Raw genomic sequence first — 17,967 nt, 5'->3', positions numbered from 1 at the left:
CCATGCAGATCGACCTGAACGCCGACCTCGGCGAAGGCGCCGGCAGCGACGAAGCGCTGCTCGGCCTCGTGAGCTCCGCCAACATCGCCTGCGGCTGGCACGCGGGCGACGCCAGGACCATGCAGCAGTGCGTGCGCTGGGCCATGGCGCACGGCGTGGCGATCGGCGCGCACCCGAGCTTTCCCGACCGCGAGAACTTCGGCCGCAGCACCATGCACCTGCCGCCCGAGGAGATCGTGGCGAACGTGCTCTACCAGGTCGGCGCGCTGGCCGCGATCGTCAAGGCCGAGGGCGGCCGGCTCGCGCACGTGAAGCCGCACGGCCAGCTCTACAACCAGGCGGTGAAAGAGCCCGAACTCGCCGAGGCGCTGTGCGAGGCGGTGCGCCGCTTCGACCCTTCGCTCAAGTTCTTCGGCCTGGCCGGCAGCAACATGATCGACGCGGCCCGCCGTGCCGGCCTGCAGCCTGTGGAAGAGGTGTTCGCCGACCGCGGCTACATGCCCGACGGCAGCCTCGTGCCGCGCAGCCAGCCCGGCGCGCTCATCGAGAGCGAGGAGCAGTCGCTCGCGCAGACCCTGTCGCTGGTGCGCGACCACCGCGTGGTCGCCATCGACGGCAGCACCGTGCCAGTCAACGCCCAGAGCGTGTGCCTGCACGGCGACGGCGCACACGCGCTGGCTTTCGCGCGGCGCATCCGCGAACGGCTGCAGCAGGAAGGCATCGACGTTCGCGCGATGGCCTGAACAGGATGCCGGCGAAGCGCGCTTCTCCCAACGTCCTGCTGACGGGCTTCGAGCCCTTCGAGCAGGAGCTGCTCAATCCATCATGGGAGGCGGTGCGCACGCTCGATGGCTGGAAGTGCGGCCGCGCCACCGTGCATGCGCGCCTCGTGCCCTGCGTCTTCGGCGAGGCGCTCACCGCGCTCGACCGCGCGATGGACGAGCTCCAGCCGACGCTGGTGATCTGCATCGGCCAGGCCGGCGGCCGCGCCGAGTTCACGCCGGAGCGCATCGCCATCAACGTCGACGACGCGCGTGTGCCCGACAACCTCGGCCGCCAGCCGATCGACGTGCCCGTGGTGCCCGGCGCGCCCGTGGCCTACTTCTCGAGCCTGCCCGTGAAGGCCATCGTGCGCGAACTGCGCGCGGGCGGTGTGCCGGCCTCGGTGTCGAACAGCGCGGGCACCTTCGTGTGCAACCACCTCTTCTACGGGCTGATGCACCGCCTCGCGACGCACGCGGCGGCGAAGGGCGCGCGCGGCGGCTTCATCCACATTCCCTACCTGCCGGCGCAGGCGGCGCGCTTTCCGGGCGCGCCGAGCATGTCGCTCGAGACGCTGGTCGATGCGTTGCGCATCACCGTGAAGACCGCGCTGGCCGTGAAGCAGGACGTCGCGGAAACGGGCGGCCAGTTGCACTGACCGGGGTTCTCAAGCGCTGGGGAAGTGCTTGCCCAGCCAGGCGTTGAGCGCCGTGTTGACGAACGCAGGCTTCTCCATCGTCAGCATGTGGCCGCACTGCGGCACCCACACCACCTGGGCGCGCGGCAGCAGCGCCGCCATCTCGCGGGTGCATTCGGGTGGCGCGAGGCGGTCGTCGTCGCCGCACATCAGCAGCACCGGCGCGCGCAGCAGGGCCAGGTGCGTGCGCGCGTCGGGGCGGCGCATCACGGCGTGGTTCTGGCGGATGAGCTGGGCCGCGCCGGCACCGAGCACGATGTCCAGGTAGCGCCGCACCAGCGCCGGGTTGGCGGCCTGCGCGGGATGGAAGGCGAAGGCGACGTTGGGCTCGATGATCTCGCGCACCTCGCCGCGCTCGAACCATTCGATGGCGCCTTCGCGCAGCGCGAACATGTCGGGCGTCTCGGGCCGCGCGCTGGTGCCCAGCAGCATCAACCCGGCGATGCGCTCGGGCGCCTGGCGCGCCGCTTCCATCGCGACCATGCCGCCCATCGAGGCACCGCACAGCACCAGCGGGCCGTCGTGCTCGCGCAGCACGGCGCTGGCCATGCCTTCGATGGTGTCGTGGCGCGTCTGGACGTCGCTCACGCGGGCGCCGAAGGCGGCGGGAAGTGCGGGCAACTGGGCCTCCCAGAGGCGTTCGTCGCAGGCAAGGCCGGGCAGCAGGACAAGATGGGGCATGGGCCGATTTTGCGCGATCGGACGCGCCCGGCGCACGGCCCGTACGCGGTGGCGACCGTGCAACAGCGGGTTGGCACGAAGCCGCCGTGTCATGCACTCGGGGGACAATGCATGCAATGTCCACCACCACCCCCGACTCCGCCCCCACCGACCTCATCCTGATCCGCCACGGCGAAACCGCCTGGAACCGCGAGCTGCGCTTCCAGGGCCACGCGGACGTCCCGCTCAACGACATCGGCCACGAGCAGGCGCGCCGCCTCGGCCTGCGGCTCGCGGGCGAGACGGTACAGCACCTCATCAGCAGCGACCTCATGCGCGCCCAGCAGACCGCGGCGCCCGCGGCGCAGCAGCTCGCGCTGCCGGTCGTCACTTCGGTGGCGCTGCGCGAGCAGCACTTCGGCGTGGTCGAGGGCATGCGGGCCGACGAGATCCAGAGCCAGCATCCGCGCGCCTGGGAAGAGTGGCTGGAGTTCCGCGAAGACCACGCCATGCCGCAGGGCGAGAGCGCGCGCGAGTTCCATGCACGCGTGATCGGCGCGCTCGGCGCCGTCGCCGCTGCACATCGTGGCCAGCGCCTGATCGTCGTCACGCACGGCGGCGTGCTCGACATGGTTTGGCGCACCGCCCGCGGCCTGAGCCTCAGCGGCCCGCGCCAGAGCGAGATCCCGAACGCGGGCTTCAACCGCATCCGCATCGCCGACCCGGCCGCGCCGGACGCCATCGAGATCGTCGAGTGGGCCGACACGCGCCACCTCGCCGACCTGCCGCCGCAGCCGACCTACGACCAGCGGCGGCACCTCAAGAAAGACTGATCTTCCAGTTCAAGCCGGGCAGCTGCCCGCCTTCGGCGTGCGCAGCAGCGGCACGCCGGCGCCCACGCCCGTGGGCTGGCCGCCGTCCACCGCGAGGCGGCCGTTCACCAGCACCGTGACCACGCCTTCGGACAGCAGCGTCGGCTGCGTGTAGGTGGCCTTGGCCGCAAAGCGCTTCGGATCGAACACCACCACGTCGGCGTGGTAGCCGGGGCGCAGGTGGCCGCGCTGCACGAGGCCCAGCGTGTCGGCCGTGTACGCGCTGCTGCTGCGGATGAACTGCGCCAGCGAGATCGTGCGCTCCTTCACCACGTACTGGTCGTACTTGCGCGCGAAGGTGCCGTAGGCGCGCGGATGGCCCAGCGACGAGTCGGACGAGGTCATGACCCAGGGCCGCTTCATGAAGGCGCGCACGTCGTCGTCGCTCATGTTGAACGAGGCGATCATCAGGTCGCCGTCGCGCAGCACGGCGATGGCGGCGTCGATCGGGTCGGCGTTCGAGGCCTTGGCCACGTCGGCCAGCGTCTTGCCCACGTACGTCGTGCTGCCGGCCGAGAACAGGATGGCCTCGGGCCCGCCGCGCAGGCGCAGGTTCTCGCGCATGTCCTTGCGCAGGCGCTCCTGCTGCGCCGCGTCGTCGAAGCGCTGCAGCGTGGCCGCGCGGCCGCCTTCGTTGGCCCAGGGCGGCAGCAGCGCGGCCGAGAAGCGCGTGCTCGACGCGGTCCAGGGGTAGTGGTCGGCCGTGATGTCCAGGCCCGCGGCGCGCTCCTTCTCGATGCGCCGGATGATGTCGCCGCTCTGGCCCTGCACCGCCACGCCCAACGCCTTGATGTGCGCCACGTGCACCGGCAGCTTGGCCTCGTGGCCGATGCGGATCACCTCGTCGATCGAGCCTTTGAGGCCGATGTTGTACATGGCCTCGTCGCGGATGTGGCTGTCGTACAGGCCGCCGTGCGCGGCCGCTACCTTGGCCAGTTCGATGACCTCCTCGGTCTTCGAGAAATTCTGCGGCGGGTAGAACAGGCCCGTCGACAGCCCGAGCGCGCCGTCGCACATCGCGCGGCTCAGGTGCTGTTTCATGGTGTCCATCTGCGCGGGCGTGGGGGCGCGGTTGGCCTCGCCGAGCTGGCTGATGCGCAGCGGCCCGAAGCCCGCGTACATCGCGACGTTGGTGCCAACCGGCACGGCGCGCAGCTTCTGCGTCTGCGCCGCGATGTCGTAGCCGCCGAAGCCGTCGTTGCCGATCACGGCCGTGGTCACGCCCTGCGTGAGGAAGGGAATGTTCAGGCGCTTGCGCGCGTCGCTCGAGAGCAGGTCGGCGTCGGCGTGCGTGTGGGCGTCGATGAAGCCGGGCGCCACCACGAGGCCGGTGGCGTCGATGGTGCGACGTGCGCTGAACTGCGCCGGCATGGCGCGGCCCGCGAACACGATGCGGTCGCCCGCGATGCCGACGTCGCCGACCACCGGCGTGTCGCTGTCGCCCGTGTAGATGGTGCCGCCGCGCAGCAGCAGGTCGAGCTCGACAGTGGCTTCAGCGGCGGTGGTGTGGAAGGGCGAGGCGAGGGCCGCGAGAACGGCCAGCGTGACGAGGGAGCGCTGCATGGGCGAACGGGAGGAGAGCGGGAGGAGCGGCCAGTTTAGGAGTCGCTCCCGCGCAGCCGTTAATTCCTTTTGCGGCACGCCCCATGACCGGAAGGCATGGGTGGTGCCGTGCGCCGCTCAGCGCGCCGTGATCTGCCCGAGTCCCAGTTGCGCGTAGACCGCGTCGGCCTGCCGCCGCAGCCGCAGCGATTCGGGCTGGCCGTTGAGCTGCTGCTGCAGCAGGCCCTGCGCGCCCGCGAGCGCGGACTCGGTGCCGGTGCGCACCAGCGCGTCGAGGTACAGCTGCTCGAACAGATCGCGCTGCGCATGGCTGCCGCCGATCTCGATCATGCGCGGCAGCGCGACGCCCAGGCCCTCGACCGCGCCCGCCACGTCGCCGCGCGCATGGGCCACGAGGCCGCGCGCGGCCGGCACGCACACGCGCTGCCACGCGGCGCGCGTGGACGTCGGTGCGACGGGCGCGAAGGCCTCGATGTTGTGCAGCAGCACTTCGGCTTCGGGCCGGCCGGCGCGCGCCAGGCCGTAGAGGTACTGCAGGTCGAGAAAGGGCAGCACATGGTCGGCCTGGCGCTGCCGCAGGTGGTCGGCCACGTCGTCCCAGCGCGCACCGACGTCGATGCCCGCCAGCTCGAGCCGCGCGAGCAGCGACACGGCGCCGATCTGGTCCTGCGAGTAGTCCTTCACCACGCCCCAGGCGTGCTCGTCGTACACCGCGAGCGCCTCGGCGTCGCGGCCCAGGTCGATGAGGAACAGCGCCACGTGCCACCAGTTGTGCGTGACCATGAAGGAGTTGAGCCCGGTCCAGGTGTCGCTCACGCTTTGCATGAACGCCAGCCCCTCGGCCAGCCGGCCTTCGGTGAGCATCACGTGCGCCAGCGCATGGTGCGCCCAGGGCTCCTTGCGGCACAGGCCGATGGCGCGGCGCGCGCTGGCCTCGGCTTCGCGCAGCAGGTGGCACTGCTCGTAGCCGAAGGCCGCCATGCCGTGCACGTAGGGCACCTCGGCTGTGGCCGGCAGCGCCGCGAGCGCGAGCCGCAGCATGCCGGGGCAGTCGCCGGTGTTGAAGCAGTGGTACTGGCCCAGCTTCACCGACACCAGGTCGCGCGGATGCTCGCGCGCCTGCTCGGCATGCAGCGCGATGGCGTGCGCGATGTCGCCGTCGGCCCAGGCCTGGACGGCGGCGATGTAGCGCTGCTCGCGCGGCGTGGCGCGCGCCGCACCGGCGCGGGCCTTGTCGAGGAAGGGCCGCGCGTTGGCCGCGGCCTCGCGCGATTCGGCGAACAGGTGCAGCGTCGCGCAGTAGGCCTGCACGATCGGGCTGGCATCGCGCTCGGCCAGCGCCAGCAGGTTCACGGCGCGTGCCTCGGTCGAGAGAAAGCCCATGACGAAGTCGTCGACCAACGCGAGGCTGGCGGCGTCGTCGAGCGTGAGCGGATTGCCGAGGCTGTCGGCGGCGTGCGGGGTTCCGTGGGAGGGCATGGCGCCATGGTGCCATGCCCCCGGCGTCTTTCAAGAAGTCTTCTCAGACACCCGCTTGCTGGTGCCGGTACTCCTGCGTCTTGCCGCCGTAGCCGTAGGCTGCGCCGCGCGCATCGATCACGTGGATGTACGAGACCTCGTGCAGGTCGGGCCGCAGCCGGGCCATGGCCGCGTGCACCTCGCGCAGGTAGCGCGCCTTCTCGGCCTTGGTGTTGGTCTCGTCGGTCACGCTGATGTCCAGGTGGAAGGCCGACTTGCCGAGTTCGGCCAGCGATTGGCCGCCGATGAACCAGCTGTCGGCGGCGATGTACTGCACCGTGACGGCGATGACCGGCAGTGCCTTGCCCAGCACGCTCTGCGTGAGCTCGGCGACCGTGTCGACGGTCTTGCGGGTGAGGGCAGCGTCAGGCTGGCCGGAGAGGTGGACGACGATGTGGGGCATGGTGGACTCCTTTTGCGTTGAAGAACGGGTGGTCGATGGGGTGATTGTGGGATTTCGCTAATCATCGGAAAAGCGGGAAGATATGATGGAATCCATCGGATCAGCGAATGGATAGGCAGGCGCCATGCAAGGCTTCGACCTCGAACAGTTGCGCACCCTGGTGGCGGTGGCCGACGCCGGCAGCCTCACGGCGGCGGCGCCGCGCGTGTACCTGTCGCAATCGTCGGTGAGCGAGCAGATCCGCAAGCTCGAGGAGCGCGCCGGCCAGTCGCTGCTGACCCGCAGCAAGGCCGGCGTGGCGCCCACCGAGGCGGGCCTGCGGCTGCTGGGGCATGCGCGGCGCATCCTCGCGCTGAGCGACGAGGCCTTTCGCGACCTGCGCGGCGAAACCCTGCAGGGCGAGCTGCGGCTGGCCGTGACCGACTACTTCCGCCCCGGCGACCTCACCCGCCTGCTGGGCCGGCTCGGCGAGCGCTATCCGCAGGTGCGGTTGCACGTGACCATCCTGAAGAGCGACGCGCTGCGCACCGCCTATGCGCACGGCGATTTCGACGTGGGGCTGGCGATGAACATCGCGGGGGCGAATGCGGCCGCGGCCGGCAGCGGTGCGGTGCTGCGGCGCGAATCGCTGGCGTGGCTCGGTGCGGCCGGCCTGCGCGTGGTGCGCGGCGAGCCGGTGCGATTGCTGGCGCTGCCCGACACCTGCTCGCTGCACCAGTTCACCGTGTCCCTGCTGCGCCGCCGCCGCGTGCCCTACGTGCTGGCGCACGTGGCGTCAGGCGTGGCGGGCCTGCAGTCGGCCCTGGCCGCGGGCCTGGGCGTGGCTTGCCTCAACGAATCGGCGATCGGGGAGGGCATCGCGCGGCTCGCGCCGCCCCACGGGCTGCCGGCGCTGCCGCGCGTGGCGTTCCAATGGCTGCCCGCGCGGCGGGGCGAGACCGCGTTCGTGACGCGGGCGCGGGAGATGCTGTCGTTGCAGCTGGCCTGATGAAGGCCGCGCTCAGACCTGCGGCCAGGGCCGCTGCACTTCCCGGATCTGCTCGAACGCACGCGCCACGCGCAGCACGCCGAGGTCGTCGAAGCGCTGTCCCGCGATCTGCAGCCCGATCGGCAGGCCGCCGGCCGAGTACCCGCAGTTCACCGACGCCGCCGGCTGCTCCGACATGTTGAACGGCACGGTGAAGCCGATGTGCTCCAGCGGGCGCAGCGGGTCGTTGGTGGGCGAGGGCGCCTCGGCCGCTGCGGGCATGTTGGGCGACACCGGCGAGATCACGTAGTCGAAGCGCGCGCAGGCGTTCACCGTGGTGACGCGCGTGGCATGGAACTGGCTGAAGCTGCGGAACACATGCTCGCCGCTGAACTCGGCGGCGCTCTCGGCCCATTCGCGGATGTAGGGCAGCACCTTGGCGCGCTGGTCGGGGCGCAGGGCCTTCAGGTCCACCAGCGAGCGCATGCGCCACAGGTGGTCCATGCCGTCGAGCAGGGCCTGCGACATGAAGGGCTGCATGGGCTCGACGGTGGCGCCGGCCTTTTCGAACAGGCGTGCCGCCTGCTCGACCGCGGCCTGGATCTCGGGTTCCACTGCAAGGCCGCAGCCGGCGTCCAGCAGCAGGCCGATGCGCAGGCCGCGCAGGTGGTCGGGCGCGACGTCGAACGCGGCCCAGTCGATGTCCTGCGCGGGCAGGCTCATGCTGTCGCGCGCGTCGGGCCGGGCCAGCGCCTGCATCATGAGCGCGGCGTCGCCGACGGTGCGCGTCATGGGGCCGGCGGCGCGGCCCATGTAGGGCGGGTCGATCGGGATGCGTCCCAGGCTGGGCTTGAGCGTGAAGATGCCGCACCAGCTGGCGGGCAGCCGCAGCGAGCCGCCGATGTCGGTGCCCAGGTGCAGCGGGCCGTAGCCCGCCGCCGCCGCGGCTCCGGCGCCAGCACTGGAGCCGCCTGGCGTGCGGCTCAGGTCCCAGGGGTTGCGCGCCAGCGTGTGGAAGCTCGACAGCCCCGACGACAGCATGCCGTAGTCGGGCATGGTGGTCTTGCTGACGATGACCGCGCCGGCCTCCTTCAGGCGCGCGGCCGGCGGGGCGTCGGCGGCGGCGGGCATGAGGTCGACGGCGGCGGTGCCCGCGGGCAGCGGGTCGCCGCGCGTGGCGATGTTTTCCTTGATCGTGGTCGGCACGCCGTCGAGCGGACCGCGCGCGTCGCCGCGCTGCCAGCGCTGCTCCGATGCACGCGCCTGCTCCAGCGCGGCTTCGGGCCGGAACAGCCACGTGGCCTGCAGCCGGGGCTCGCAGTGCTCGATGCGCGCGATGACGGCGCGCGTCACCTCGACCGGCGACAGGCGCTTCTCGCGGTAGGCCGCGGAGAGCTCCTGCGCCGACAGGTCGCTCAACGAAGGCAGGGAAGGGTCAGGCACTGCGGGGCTCATCCCCACGACAGGGCCGACAGGTCGTTCACGAAGATCGGGTTCTCTTTCCAGAGGCCCTTGACGTTCTTCTTGGCCACGGTCGGGAACTGCGGCTGGTAGAGGAAGCCGTTGGCCGCGTCGGTGGCCAGCAGCTTCTGCGCCTCGCCCAGCAGCTTGTTGCGCTCCGCCGCGTTGCCGGTGGACTTGATCTTGTCGAACAGCGTGTCGAAGGCCTTCGACTGGTAGCCCCAGTAGTAGTCGGGCTTGGCGTAGTTGCCCAGGTCGAAGGGCTCGACGTGCGAAATGATCGACAGGTCGTAGTCCTTGTTGGTGTAGGTGCCGCTGAGCCACTGCGCCCACTCGACGTTCTGGATCTTCACGTTGATGCCGATCTTGGCGAGCTGGGCCACGATGACTTCGCCGCCCTGGCGCGCGTACGGCGGCGGGGGCAGGGTCATGCGCAGTTCGAGCGGGGTCTTCACGCCGGCTTCGGCCAGCAGCTTCTTGGCCTTCTCGATGTCGAAGGGGTTGATGCCCGTGGTGTCGATGTAGCCCGCGGCACCCGGCACGTAGTGGCTGCCGATCGGCACGCCCAGGCCGTCGGCCGCGCCCTCGATGAAGGCCTTGCGGTCGATGGCCGCGAGGATGGCGCGGCGCACGCGCACGTCGTCCAGGGGCTTCTTCTTGTTGTTGATCGAGAGGATGGTCTTGGCGCGTGAACCGGCCAGGATGGTCTGGAACTGCGGGTTGTTGCGGAACTGCGGCACGGCGCGCGTGCCGATGCGCGTGAACACGTCCACGTCGCCCGAGAGCACGGCGGCGGCCTGCGCGGCGGTGTCCGAGATGAAGCGGAAGGTGACCTTGTTGATCTTGGCGACGGCGGGGGCGCGGAAGCCCTCCCACTTGCTCAGCGTGATCGACGAGCCCTTGGCCCAGTTGTCCAGCTTGTAGGGGCCGGTGCCGATCGGCTTGGTGGCATTGCCCTCGGCGCTCTTGGGCTCGACGATGGCGGCCGTGGCCTGGCCCAGCACGAAGGGCAGGTCGGGGTCGATCTCCTTGTTGATGACCACGACCGTGTGCTCGTCGACCACCTGCGTGGCGAGGTTGGCGAAGGTGCGCTTGTCCTTGTTGGTGCTCTTCTCGCCGCCGGCGCGGTCGAACGCGAACTTGACGGTGGACGCGTTGAAGGGCTCGCCGTTCTGGAACTTGACGCCCTTGCGCAGCTTGAAGGTGTAGGTCTTCAGGTCGGGCGAGATTTCCCAGCTCTCGGCCAGCAGCGGCGTGACGCTGCCGTCGACGTTGATCTTGGTCAGCGTTTCCAGGATGTTGTATTGCACGACCTCGGCGATGGCGGCGGCGGCGCCGGTGGTCGGGTCCAGGCCCGGCGGCTCCAGGGCCATGCCGATCACGATGGCGTCCTTGCGGCCCTGCGCCATGCCGGCCAGCGGGGTGGCCAGGGCGACGGTGGCGCCGGCGGTGGTAAGGAGCGTGCGACGGTTCAACATACGGGGTGATCTCCGGAAAACGGTCAGTGTCGAATGACTGCTTCGGCGCGCACCGTGCCCCAGGGGGAAGCGCAGCGCCACGAAAGAAAGACACACAGCACGAAAGATGCCACGTGCAGCGGATCATTCTCTCGCAGCAGGCCCTCCGGTGCGCGCCGGCGCGGGCGGTTTTTCCTCGGGACGTTCCCGGATGGGCGAGCGATCTTGCGCGAAGCCAACCGCTTGCGCCACCAGATGCTCATGACCGATGTGTCCGAGGCCGCGCCCCGGCGACTTCAGGCCGCGCGCAGCGTGCCGCCGGGCGGCGTGTGCAGCACCGCCGACAGCAGGGTGCGGGTGTACGGATGCTGCGCGTGATGGAACAGCTCGGCCGGCGGCCCCTGCTCCACGATCTGGCCCTTGAACACCACGCACACCTCGTCGCACAGGTGGTTGACCACGGCGAGGTCGTGGCTGATGAGTAGGTAGCTGATGCCGAACTGCTGCTGCAGGTCCTGCATGAGGTTGAGCACCTGGGCCTGCACGGACACATCGAGCGCGCTCACGGGCTCGTCGGCGACGATGAGCTTGGGCCGCGTGATGAGCGCGCGTGCGATCGCGATGCGCTGGCGCTGTCCGCCGGAGAACTCGTGCGGGTACTTGTCGAGGTCGGTGGTGCGCAGGCCCACGGCGGCGAGCGCTTCGGCGGCGCGTTCGCGCTGCTCGGCGCGGCGTGTTTCGGCCAGTGCTTCGAGCGGCTCGGCGACGATGCGGGCGACGGTCTGGCGCGGGTCGAGCGAACCGTACGGGTCCTGGAACACCATCTGGAAGTCGCGCCGCGCGGTGCGTAGCTCGGCCTTCGACAGCGTGTGCAGGTTTCGGCCTTCGAGTGCGACGCTGCCCGAGGTGGGCGTGTCCAGCGCCATCACGAGGCGCGCGATGGTCGACTTGCCCGATCCCGATTCGCCGACGATGCCCACGCTCTTGCCGGCCTGCACACTGAAGCTCACGCCGTTGAGCGCCTTCACGGTGGGCGGCGGGCCGAAGAGTTTTTCGCGCGGCAGGGCGTAGTGCCGCACGAGGTCGGTCACCTGCAGCAACGGGGTCGATGGATTCATGGCGCAACAGCCTGCGCGGCTGCAATTTCTTCGAGACGCATGCAGCGCACCGCATGGTCCGGCGGCAGCACCGTGGCGGACGGCCGCGTGGTGTGGCAGGCGTCGACCGTGTACGCGCAGCGGCCCGCGAACGGGCAGCCCGGCGGCAGGTCGACCAGCTCGGGCACGTTGCCGCGGATGGTGGCCAGGCGCAGACCGCGCGGCGCACCGATGGCGGGGCGCGCGGCGAACAGGCCTTGCGTGTAGGGGTGGGCGCGCTTGGCGAACACGGCGTCGGTGGGGCCGCTCTCGACCACGCTGCCGCCGTACATCACGAGCATCTTCGAGACCGTCTGCGAGATCACGCCGAGGTCGTGCGAGATCAGGATCAGCGCCATGCCGCGCTCGGCCACGAGGCCCTGGATGAGCTCCAGGATCTGCTTCTGGATCGTCACATCGAGCGCGGTGGTGGGCTCGTCGGCGATCAGCAGGTCGGGCCCGCAGGCCAGCGCCATCGCGATGCCGATGCGCTGGCGCTGCCCGCCGGAGAACTGGTGCGGGTAGGCATCGAGGCGCGAGGCCGCATCGGGAATGCCGACGCGGTCGAGCAGCGCGAGCACTTCCTTGCGCGCCTCGGCTTTCGACAGGCCGCGGTGCAGCCGCAGCGGCTCACCGACCTGGCGCGCGATGGTGTGCACCGGGTTCAGCGCCGTCATCGGCTCCTGGAAGATCATGCCGATGCGGTTGCCGCGGATCTGGCACATGTCCTTTTCGTCGTGCCCGACCAGCTCGGTGCCGTCGAAGCGGATGCTGCCCGTGACCTTCGCGGTCGCGGGCAGCAGGCCCATGAGCGACATCACGGTGATCGACTTGCCGCAGCCCGATTCGCCGACGATGCCCAGCGTTTCGCCGCGCTCCAGCGAGAAGGAAATGCCGCGCACGGCTTCGGCCGGGCCGCGCTGGGTCTGCAGGCCGATGTGGAGGTCGTTGACTTCGAGAAGCGCCATGGCGTGCTTGTTTACCTCGCGCGCGCCAGGCGCGGATCGAGCAGGTCGCGCAGGCCGTCGCCCATCAGGTTCAGGCCGAGCACCGCCAGGGCGATGGCCATGCCGGGGAACACCGCGAGCAGCGGTTGCTGGAACATGAGGGTCTGGGCTTCGCTGAGCATGCGGCCCCATGAAGGTTGCGGCGGTTGCGTGCCGAGGCCGAGGTACGACAGCGCAGCTTCGGCCAGGATCGCGATGGCGAAGCGGATGGTGATCTGCACGATCAGCACGGCGGAGATGTTCGGCAGCACGTGCTGCATCGTGATCGCGAAGCTGCCCTTGCCGCAGGCGCGCGCGGCGGCGACGTACTCGCGCGACCAGATCGCGTTGGCTGAAGCGCGTGTGATGCGTGCAAACGTCGGGATGTTGTAGATGCCGATCGCGATGATGGCGTTGACGATGCCGGCGCCGAACACGGCGGTCATCATGATGGCCGAGAGGATCGCGGGGAAGGCCAGCGTGAAGTCCGACAGGCGCATCACCGCTTCCTCGACCCAGCCGCGCCTCGCAGCAGCGAGCAGGCCCAGCGCCGTGCCGACCACGAGGCCGATGCCGACGGCAATCACGCCCACCAGGATGGACGCACGTGCACCCACCAGCAGCAGCGAGGCCACATCGCGCCCGAAGGCATCGGTGCCGAGCCAGTGCGTGGCCGAAGGGCCCTGCATCTTGTTTGCCATGTCCATCGCGTAGGGCGACCAGGGTGTCCAGACCAGGGAGAGCGCGGCAGCGATCAACAGCAGCAGGCTCAGCACGCCGCCGATCGCGAAGCTGCGGTGGTGCAGGGCGCGGCGCCAGAAGCCCGGCACCTTGAGCACGACGGCGCTGGGAACGGTGGTCGTGCTCATACGTCGCTCGCCTTGATGCGCGGGTCGATGACGGCGTACAGCACGTCGACCACGAAGTTCACGATGACGACCATGGCCGCGAGCAGCATCACGCAGTTGCGCACCACGATCAGGTCGCGGTTGCTGATGGCCTGGAAGATCAGGCGACCGAGCCCGGGCAGGTAGAACACGTTCTCCACCACGATGGTGCCGGCCAGCAGCTCGGAGAATTGCATGCCCATGACGGTGATGACGGGGATCATCGCGTTGCGCAGCACGTGGGTCCACAGCACCATGCGCTGCGACACGCCCTTGGCGCGCGCGGTGCGAACGAAGTCTTCGCGCATCACCTCGAGCACCGCCGAGCGCGTGATGCGAGCGAGGATCGCGGCCTGCACCACCGCGAGCGATAGCGCGGGCAGCAGCAGGGACTTGAGCCCCGCGAAGATGCCTTCACCCCAGCCCTCGAAGCCGCCCGCGGAGAACCACTGCAGTTGCACCGAGAACACGAGGATCAGCAGGATCGCGAACCAGAAGTTGGGAATGGCGATGCCGACCTGGGCCATGCCCATGAGGCCGACGTCGCCGAGCTTGTTGTGGCGCGCCGCGGCCGTCACGCCCACGAGCAGGGCGATGACGACGGTGAGGGCCATGGCCATCACGGCCAGTGGCACGGTGAGCGCCAGGCGCTCCAGGATCAGGTCGATGACGGGCGAGCTGTAGGCATAGCTGTCACCGAGGTTGCCGGTGAGCAGGCCGCCGATCCAGTGCCAGTAGCGCGTCCACGCGGGCTGGTCCAAGCCGAGCTTGGTGGCCAGGGCGGCGACGGCGTCGGGCGAGGCGTCGGGGCCCATGAGCATCTGCGCGGCATTGCCGGGCAGGATCTCGAGGACCAGGAAAACGATGACCGAGGCGCCGATCAGGGTGCCGATCAGCGTGGCGATGCGCTTGAATAGAAACAGACTCATGGGGCGGGCCGCAGCATAACTGACTGGTGCAACAACCGTGCCCTGGCTGTAAACTTTGTCGCTCCTCGCCGGACCGCCCTGACGCTGGCGGGGGCTCCGCAAGGCCCGTGGCGGGGTGTTCGCCCGCTCCGTCGATAATCGCAGGATGGCCCTCATGATCACCGACGAATGCATCAACTGCGATGTCTGCGAGCCCGAGTGCCCGAACGATGCGATCTACATGGGCGCCGAGTTCTACGAGATCGATCCGCACAAGTGCACCGAGTGCGTCGGCCACTTCGACGAGCCGCAGTGCGTGCAGATCTGCCCGGTGGCCTGCATCCCGGTGAACCCGGACCATGTGGAGACCCGCGAGACGCTGATGCAGAAGTACGTGCGCCTCACGGCGGACAAGGCGGCAGCGCCAGCTTCGGCTGCCGCCTCGCCGTCGTCAGCCGGCGCCGCCTGAGCCGGGTTTCTTCTTCTTTTTCTTCTTGCCTGTGTCCTTCGGTGCCTCGTCGCCGGTCGAAGGACTGTTGAAGCGCGCGCTCGTCGGGCGGGGCTCGGCCGTGTGCTTGCGCTGACGGGCCTGGGCGGCCTGTTCGGCGGGCGTGAGCGGTTGCGCGTTCGTGGCGAAGCGCCCCGCATCGAAGGTCGTGGGACTGCGCCGGCCGAGCGCCTCCCGCGCCTGCGACTCCCGGTGGCGTGCCAGCCGACCCGCGCTGTGTTCGTTGCGGCGCGTGGCGTCTTCCGACGCCTTGCGGTCCGCATCGCTGCGCTGGTCGTCCACCTTCACGGTCCGCCCACCTTCGCACGGCTGGTCGGAATAGGTGTTGCCGCATCGCCAGGTCTGGGCTGAAGCGCCCATGGAGGCGGCGGACAGTGCTATTGAAAATATAGCGATTGCCGCTGTTCCTGCGGTCTTCTTGTTCTTCGTCGTCGTTCTTCTTTTTCTCATTTCTTGTTTGCTCTCCCTCCCTGCACTCCCGTGGCCGGCTAGGTGGCGGCAGGCGTCGTGCCTCCGTCGCCGGGCTCCCGCCTCGGCGGCTTGGGCCGCGGCGGTTTGCTCGTGTGAATCATCAGCGTGGCTTTTTCCATCTCGCCGGCCACCAGCGCGGGGGCGGCATGCAGGGTGCGCACGATGGCGTCTTCGATCGCTTCGCGCTGCTCCTTGAGCGGCTTCTTGAGCACCCAGTTGACCACCTCCGACTTCACGCCGGGATGGCCGATGCCCAGCCGCAGGCGCCAGTAGTCGCCGGTGCCGAGTTGCGCGTGGATGTCGCGCAGGCCGTTGTGGCCCGCATGGCTGCCGCCGAACTTGAGCTTGGCCTGGCCGGGCACCACGTCGAGTTCGTCGTGCACCACGAGGATTTCCTCGGGCGCGATCTTGAAGAAGCGCGCCAGCGCGGCCACCGACTTGCCCGACAGGTTCATGAAGGTCTGCGGCTCCAGCAGCCAGATGCTCTGGCCGCCGATGTTCGCGCGTGCCGCAAGGCCGTGGTAGCCGCGCTCGGGCACGAGGTTGAGTTTCCAGTCGCGCGCGAGGGCGTCGATCCACCAGAAGCCCGCGTTGTGGCGCGTGGCTTCGTACTCAGGGCCCGGGTTTCCGAGACCGACAAACAGCTTGATCATGGCGGGAATTATCTCGCCGCCCCACAAAGCAAAAGGCCCGCACGGGGCGGGCCTTCTGTTCGTGGACGGAAAGAAAGAGGATTACTTCTTCTTGGCCGTCTTGGCGGCGGGCTTGCCAGCGGCAGCAGCAGCGCCTTCAGCGGCTGCGCCTTCGGCGGCCGGTGCGGGCTCTTCCGAGACCAGCGGCGGCACGGCCGACACGATGACGGGGTTGGTCTTGCCGTGGCTCACGAACTTCACGCCCTTGGGCAGCTTGATGTCGTTGACGTGCAGCGTGGCGTTCTTCTTCAGGCCCGAGAGGTCGATCTCGATGAATTCAGGCAGATCGCTGGGCAGGCAGTTGATTTCCAGTTCGGTCATCACGTGGTTCACGAGGTTGTGATCCAGCTTGACGGCGTCGGACTCTTCTTCACCCTTGAAGTGAAGCGGCACCTTCATGTTCATGCGGGTCTTGGCATCGACGCGTTGGAAGTCGATGTGTTGCACCAGCTGGCGGAACGGGTGGTACTGCACGTCGCGCAGCAGCACCTTGGTGACGGCGCCGGCGAGGTCCATTTCGAGGATCGACGAGTGGAAGGCTTCCTTCTTCAGGGCGTGCCACAGCGCGTTGTGATCGATTTCGATCAGTTGCGGCTGGGTGTCACCACCGTAGACGATGCCCGGGGTCTTGCCCGTGATGCGGAGACGGCGGCTCGCACCCGTGCCCTGCTTTGCGCGCTCATAAGCGACGAATTTCATAACTAGCTCCTGTGAGAGTCCACCGCGACCAGTGCGACTCTGGTTCAAAAAGGCCTCCGAAGGAGGCCTGCTTTTTCGCTCTCAGCTCAGAACAGGTTGTCCTGGTCCGAGAACAAACTCATCACCGACTCGCCCTTGGCAATGCGCTGGATCGTTTCGGCGATCAGCGGTGCCACGGAGAGCTGGCGGATCTTTCCGCACGCGACGGCCGCGTCGGAAAGAGGGATGGTGTTGGTGACGACCACTTCGTCCAGGGCCGTGCCCTTGGAGAGGCGCTCGATGGCCGGGCCCGAGAAGATCGGGTGCGTGCAGTAGGCGTACACGCTCTTGGCGCCGCGTTCCTTCAGCACTTCGGCTGCCTTGACCAGCGTGCCGGCGGTGTCGATCATGTCGTCCATGATCACGCAGTTGCGGCCGTCGATTTCGCCGATCACGTTCATGACTTCGCTGACGTTGGCCTTCGGGCGGCGCTTGTCGATGATGGCGAGGTCGCAGTTCAGTTGCTTGGCCAGCGCACGGGCGCGGACCACGCCGCCGACGTCGGGCGAGACCACGATCAGGTCTTCGTAGTTCTTCTGGCGCAGGTCGCCCAGCAGCACGGGCGAGGCGTAGATGTTGTCGACCGGAATGTCGAAGAAGCCCTGGATCTGGTCGGCGTGCAGATCCATGGTGAGCACGCGCTCGACGCCCACGGTTTCCAGCAGGTTGGCGACCACCTTGGCCGAGATCGGCACGCGGCTCGAGCGCGGGCGGCGGTCCTGGCGGGCGTAGCCGAAGTAGGGAATCACGGCGCTGATCCGCTCGGCCGAGGCGCGCTTGAGCGCGTCGACCATGATCAGCAGTTCCATCAGGTTTTCGTTGGTCGGCGCGCAGGTCGACTGCACCACGAACACGTCGCGGGCACGGACGTTCTGGTTGATCTCGACGGTGACTTCGCCATCGGAGAAGCGACCGACGCGTGCGGCGCCCAGCGAGGTGCCGAGGTTGTGCGCGATTTCTGCAGCAAGGCCGGGATTGGCGTTGCCGGTGAAAACCAAGAAATCAGGGTGATTGGCCTGCATGAGCGCGTCCGGGCAGTGCAAATGGGCTTGCGGGAAAGCCGCCAAAGGTTTCGAGTCGTGGCGGCCTGTGTGGGCCGCCGATTATTGCAGCCGGTGGACTGCAAAAGAAGCACTGCGGCCATCAGGCCGCAGTTTGAGAGATTTGGCAGGGGAGAAAGGATTCGAACCTTTGCATGCTGGAATCAAAATCCAGTGCCTTAACCAGCTTGGCGACTCCCCTACACAGGTTGATGGTTTGCACCATCCACCGATATATGTC

The 17,967-nt window shown here is 68.9% G+C and carries 20 protein-coding genes and 1 tRNA gene; 5 read left to right on the top strand and 16 right to left on the bottom strand.

The features are described from left to right. Window positions 1-2: 2 nt before the first annotated feature. Both pxpA and pcp read left to right on the top strand, forming a co-directional pair. A complete protein-coding gene (pxpA, locus tag ACAM42_RS27540) occupies window positions 3-743 on the top strand; it encodes a 5-oxoprolinase subunit PxpA (RefSeq protein ID WP_070061982.1) in 741 nt (246 codons plus the stop codon). A gap of 5 nt (window positions 744-748) precedes the next feature. Continuing rightward, entirely contained in the window at window positions 749-1,420 is a 672-nt protein-coding gene (gene pcp / locus ACAM42_RS27535; protein ID WP_369630054.1) for a pyroglutamyl-peptidase I, read from the top strand. Between the two features lie 9 nt (window positions 1,421-1,429). Here the strand turns inward: pcp and ACAM42_RS27530 are convergent, their stop codons facing one another. After that, the gene (locus ACAM42_RS27530) at window positions 1,430-2,140 is read right to left on the bottom strand and encodes an alpha/beta fold hydrolase (RefSeq protein ID WP_369630053.1); all 711 of its coding nucleotides are present in this window, start codon (window positions 2,138-2,140) and stop codon (window positions 1,430-1,432) included. Window positions 2,141-2,256: 116 nt separating this feature from the next. On the opposite strand from ACAM42_RS27530, the gene ACAM42_RS27525 reads away from it, so the two are divergent. After that, on the top strand, window positions 2,257-2,952 hold the full coding sequence (locus ACAM42_RS27525) for a histidine phosphatase family protein (protein ID WP_159275440.1): 696 nt from the start codon (window positions 2,257-2,259) through the stop codon (window positions 2,950-2,952). 9 nt (window positions 2,953-2,961) lie between these two features. Here ACAM42_RS27525 and ACAM42_RS27520 read toward each other — a convergent pair whose 3' ends face one another. From ACAM42_RS27520 to ACAM42_RS27510, 3 genes are all read right to left on the bottom strand, one after another. Next, window positions 2,962-4,554 carry an amidohydrolase family protein gene (locus ACAM42_RS27520; protein WP_369630052.1) on the bottom strand — a complete coding sequence of 531 codons (1,593 nt, stop codon included), beginning with the start codon at window positions 4,552-4,554 and terminating at the stop codon, window positions 2,962-2,964. 117 nt (window positions 4,555-4,671) lie between these two features. After that, window positions 4,672-6,033 (bottom strand): tetratricopeptide repeat protein, encoded by a 1,362-nt coding sequence (locus ACAM42_RS27515; protein ID WP_369630051.1) that lies wholly within the window; start codon window positions 6,031-6,033, stop codon window positions 4,672-4,674. Window positions 6,034-6,076: 43 nt separating this feature from the next. After that, window positions 6,077-6,475, bottom strand: a complete 399-nt coding sequence (locus tag ACAM42_RS27510) for a 4-oxalocrotonate tautomerase family protein (RefSeq protein ID WP_369630050.1) — start codon at window positions 6,473-6,475, stop codon at window positions 6,077-6,079. A gap of 124 nt (window positions 6,476-6,599) precedes the next feature. Between ACAM42_RS27510 and ACAM42_RS27505 the strand changes: the two genes are divergently transcribed. Continuing rightward, window positions 6,600-7,463: a LysR family transcriptional regulator gene (locus ACAM42_RS27505; RefSeq protein ID WP_369630049.1), complete on the top strand. Its 864-nt coding sequence runs from the start codon at window positions 6,600-6,602 to the stop codon at window positions 7,461-7,463. Between the two features lie 12 nt (window positions 7,464-7,475). On the opposite strand, the gene ACAM42_RS27500 is transcribed toward ACAM42_RS27505, so the two are convergent. The 7 genes from ACAM42_RS27500 to ACAM42_RS27470 are packed head-to-tail and all read right to left on the bottom strand — an operon-like array spanning window position 7,476 to window position 14,298. Beyond that, the gene (locus tag ACAM42_RS27500; RefSeq protein WP_240531194.1) at window positions 7,476-8,885 is read right to left on the bottom strand and encodes an amidase; all 1,410 of its coding nucleotides are present in this window, start codon (window positions 8,883-8,885) and stop codon (window positions 7,476-7,478) included. A gap of 8 nt (window positions 8,886-8,893) precedes the next feature. Next, a complete protein-coding gene (locus ACAM42_RS27495; RefSeq protein ID WP_070061989.1) occupies window positions 8,894-10,381 on the bottom strand; it encodes an ABC transporter substrate-binding protein in 1,488 nt (495 codons plus the stop codon). 23 nt (window positions 10,382-10,404) lie between these two features. Beyond that, a complete protein-coding gene (locus ACAM42_RS27490; protein WP_139706419.1) occupies window positions 10,405-10,623 on the bottom strand; it encodes a hypothetical protein in 219 nt (72 codons plus the stop codon). Between the two features lie 33 nt (window positions 10,624-10,656). Continuing rightward, window positions 10,657-11,478 carry an ATP-binding cassette domain-containing protein gene (locus ACAM42_RS27485; RefSeq protein ID WP_369630048.1) on the bottom strand — a complete coding sequence of 274 codons (822 nt, stop codon included), beginning with the start codon at window positions 11,476-11,478 and terminating at the stop codon, window positions 10,657-10,659. Beyond that, entirely contained in the window at window positions 11,475-12,464 is a 990-nt protein-coding gene (locus tag ACAM42_RS27480; RefSeq protein WP_369630047.1) for an ABC transporter ATP-binding protein, read from the bottom strand. The genes ACAM42_RS27485 and ACAM42_RS27480 overlap by 4 nt, the downstream gene beginning before the upstream one ends. An 11-nt stretch (window positions 12,465-12,475) precedes the next feature. Continuing rightward, window positions 12,476-13,351, bottom strand: a complete 876-nt coding sequence (locus ACAM42_RS27475; RefSeq protein ID WP_369630046.1) for an ABC transporter permease — start codon at window positions 13,349-13,351, stop codon at window positions 12,476-12,478. Continuing rightward, the gene (locus ACAM42_RS27470) at window positions 13,348-14,298 is read right to left on the bottom strand and encodes an ABC transporter permease (protein ID WP_095746670.1); all 951 of its coding nucleotides are present in this window, start codon (window positions 14,296-14,298) and stop codon (window positions 13,348-13,350) included. The genes ACAM42_RS27475 and ACAM42_RS27470 overlap by 4 nt, the downstream gene beginning before the upstream one ends. Before the next feature lie 145 nt (window positions 14,299-14,443). Here ACAM42_RS27470 and ACAM42_RS27465 point away from each other — a divergent pair, with 145 nt between their 5' ends. Then, entirely contained in the window at window positions 14,444-14,746 is a 303-nt protein-coding gene (locus ACAM42_RS27465; RefSeq protein WP_369630045.1) for a YfhL family 4Fe-4S dicluster ferredoxin, read from the top strand. On the opposite strand, the gene ACAM42_RS27460 is transcribed toward ACAM42_RS27465, so the two are convergent. From ACAM42_RS27460 to ACAM42_RS27440, 5 genes are all read right to left on the bottom strand, one after another. Continuing rightward, complete coding sequence (locus tag ACAM42_RS27460) at window positions 14,729-15,235, bottom strand: hypothetical protein (protein ID WP_369630044.1); 507 nt, start codon at window positions 15,233-15,235, stop codon at window positions 14,729-14,731. The two genes, ACAM42_RS27465 and ACAM42_RS27460, sit on opposite strands and share 18 nt — an antisense overlap. 38 nt (window positions 15,236-15,273) lie before the next feature. Next, window positions 15,274-15,909, bottom strand: coding sequence for an aminoacyl-tRNA hydrolase (pth, locus tag ACAM42_RS27455; RefSeq protein WP_056573407.1), 636 nt, complete (start codon window positions 15,907-15,909; stop codon window positions 15,274-15,276). An 81-nt stretch (window positions 15,910-15,990) separates the two neighbouring features. Beyond that, window positions 15,991-16,647, bottom strand: coding sequence for a 50S ribosomal protein L25/general stress protein Ctc (locus ACAM42_RS27450; RefSeq protein ID WP_062476274.1), 657 nt, complete (start codon window positions 16,645-16,647; stop codon window positions 15,991-15,993). 86 nt (window positions 16,648-16,733) lie between these two features. Then, window positions 16,734-17,708: a ribose-phosphate pyrophosphokinase gene (locus ACAM42_RS27445; protein ID WP_062476346.1), complete on the bottom strand. Its 975-nt coding sequence runs from the start codon at window positions 17,706-17,708 to the stop codon at window positions 16,734-16,736. Between the two features lie 143 nt (window positions 17,709-17,851). Then, window positions 17,852-17,928 (bottom strand) — tRNA-Gln (locus ACAM42_RS27440). Window positions 17,929-17,967 lie beyond the last annotated feature (39 nt).

Origin of the sequence: Variovorax sp. V35, from assembly GCF_041154465.1 — a bacterium.
Classification (GTDB): Bacteria; Pseudomonadota; Gammaproteobacteria; order Burkholderiales; family Burkholderiaceae_C; genus Variovorax; species Variovorax boronicumulans.
This window is presented reverse-complemented; position numbering and strand designations above follow the sequence as displayed.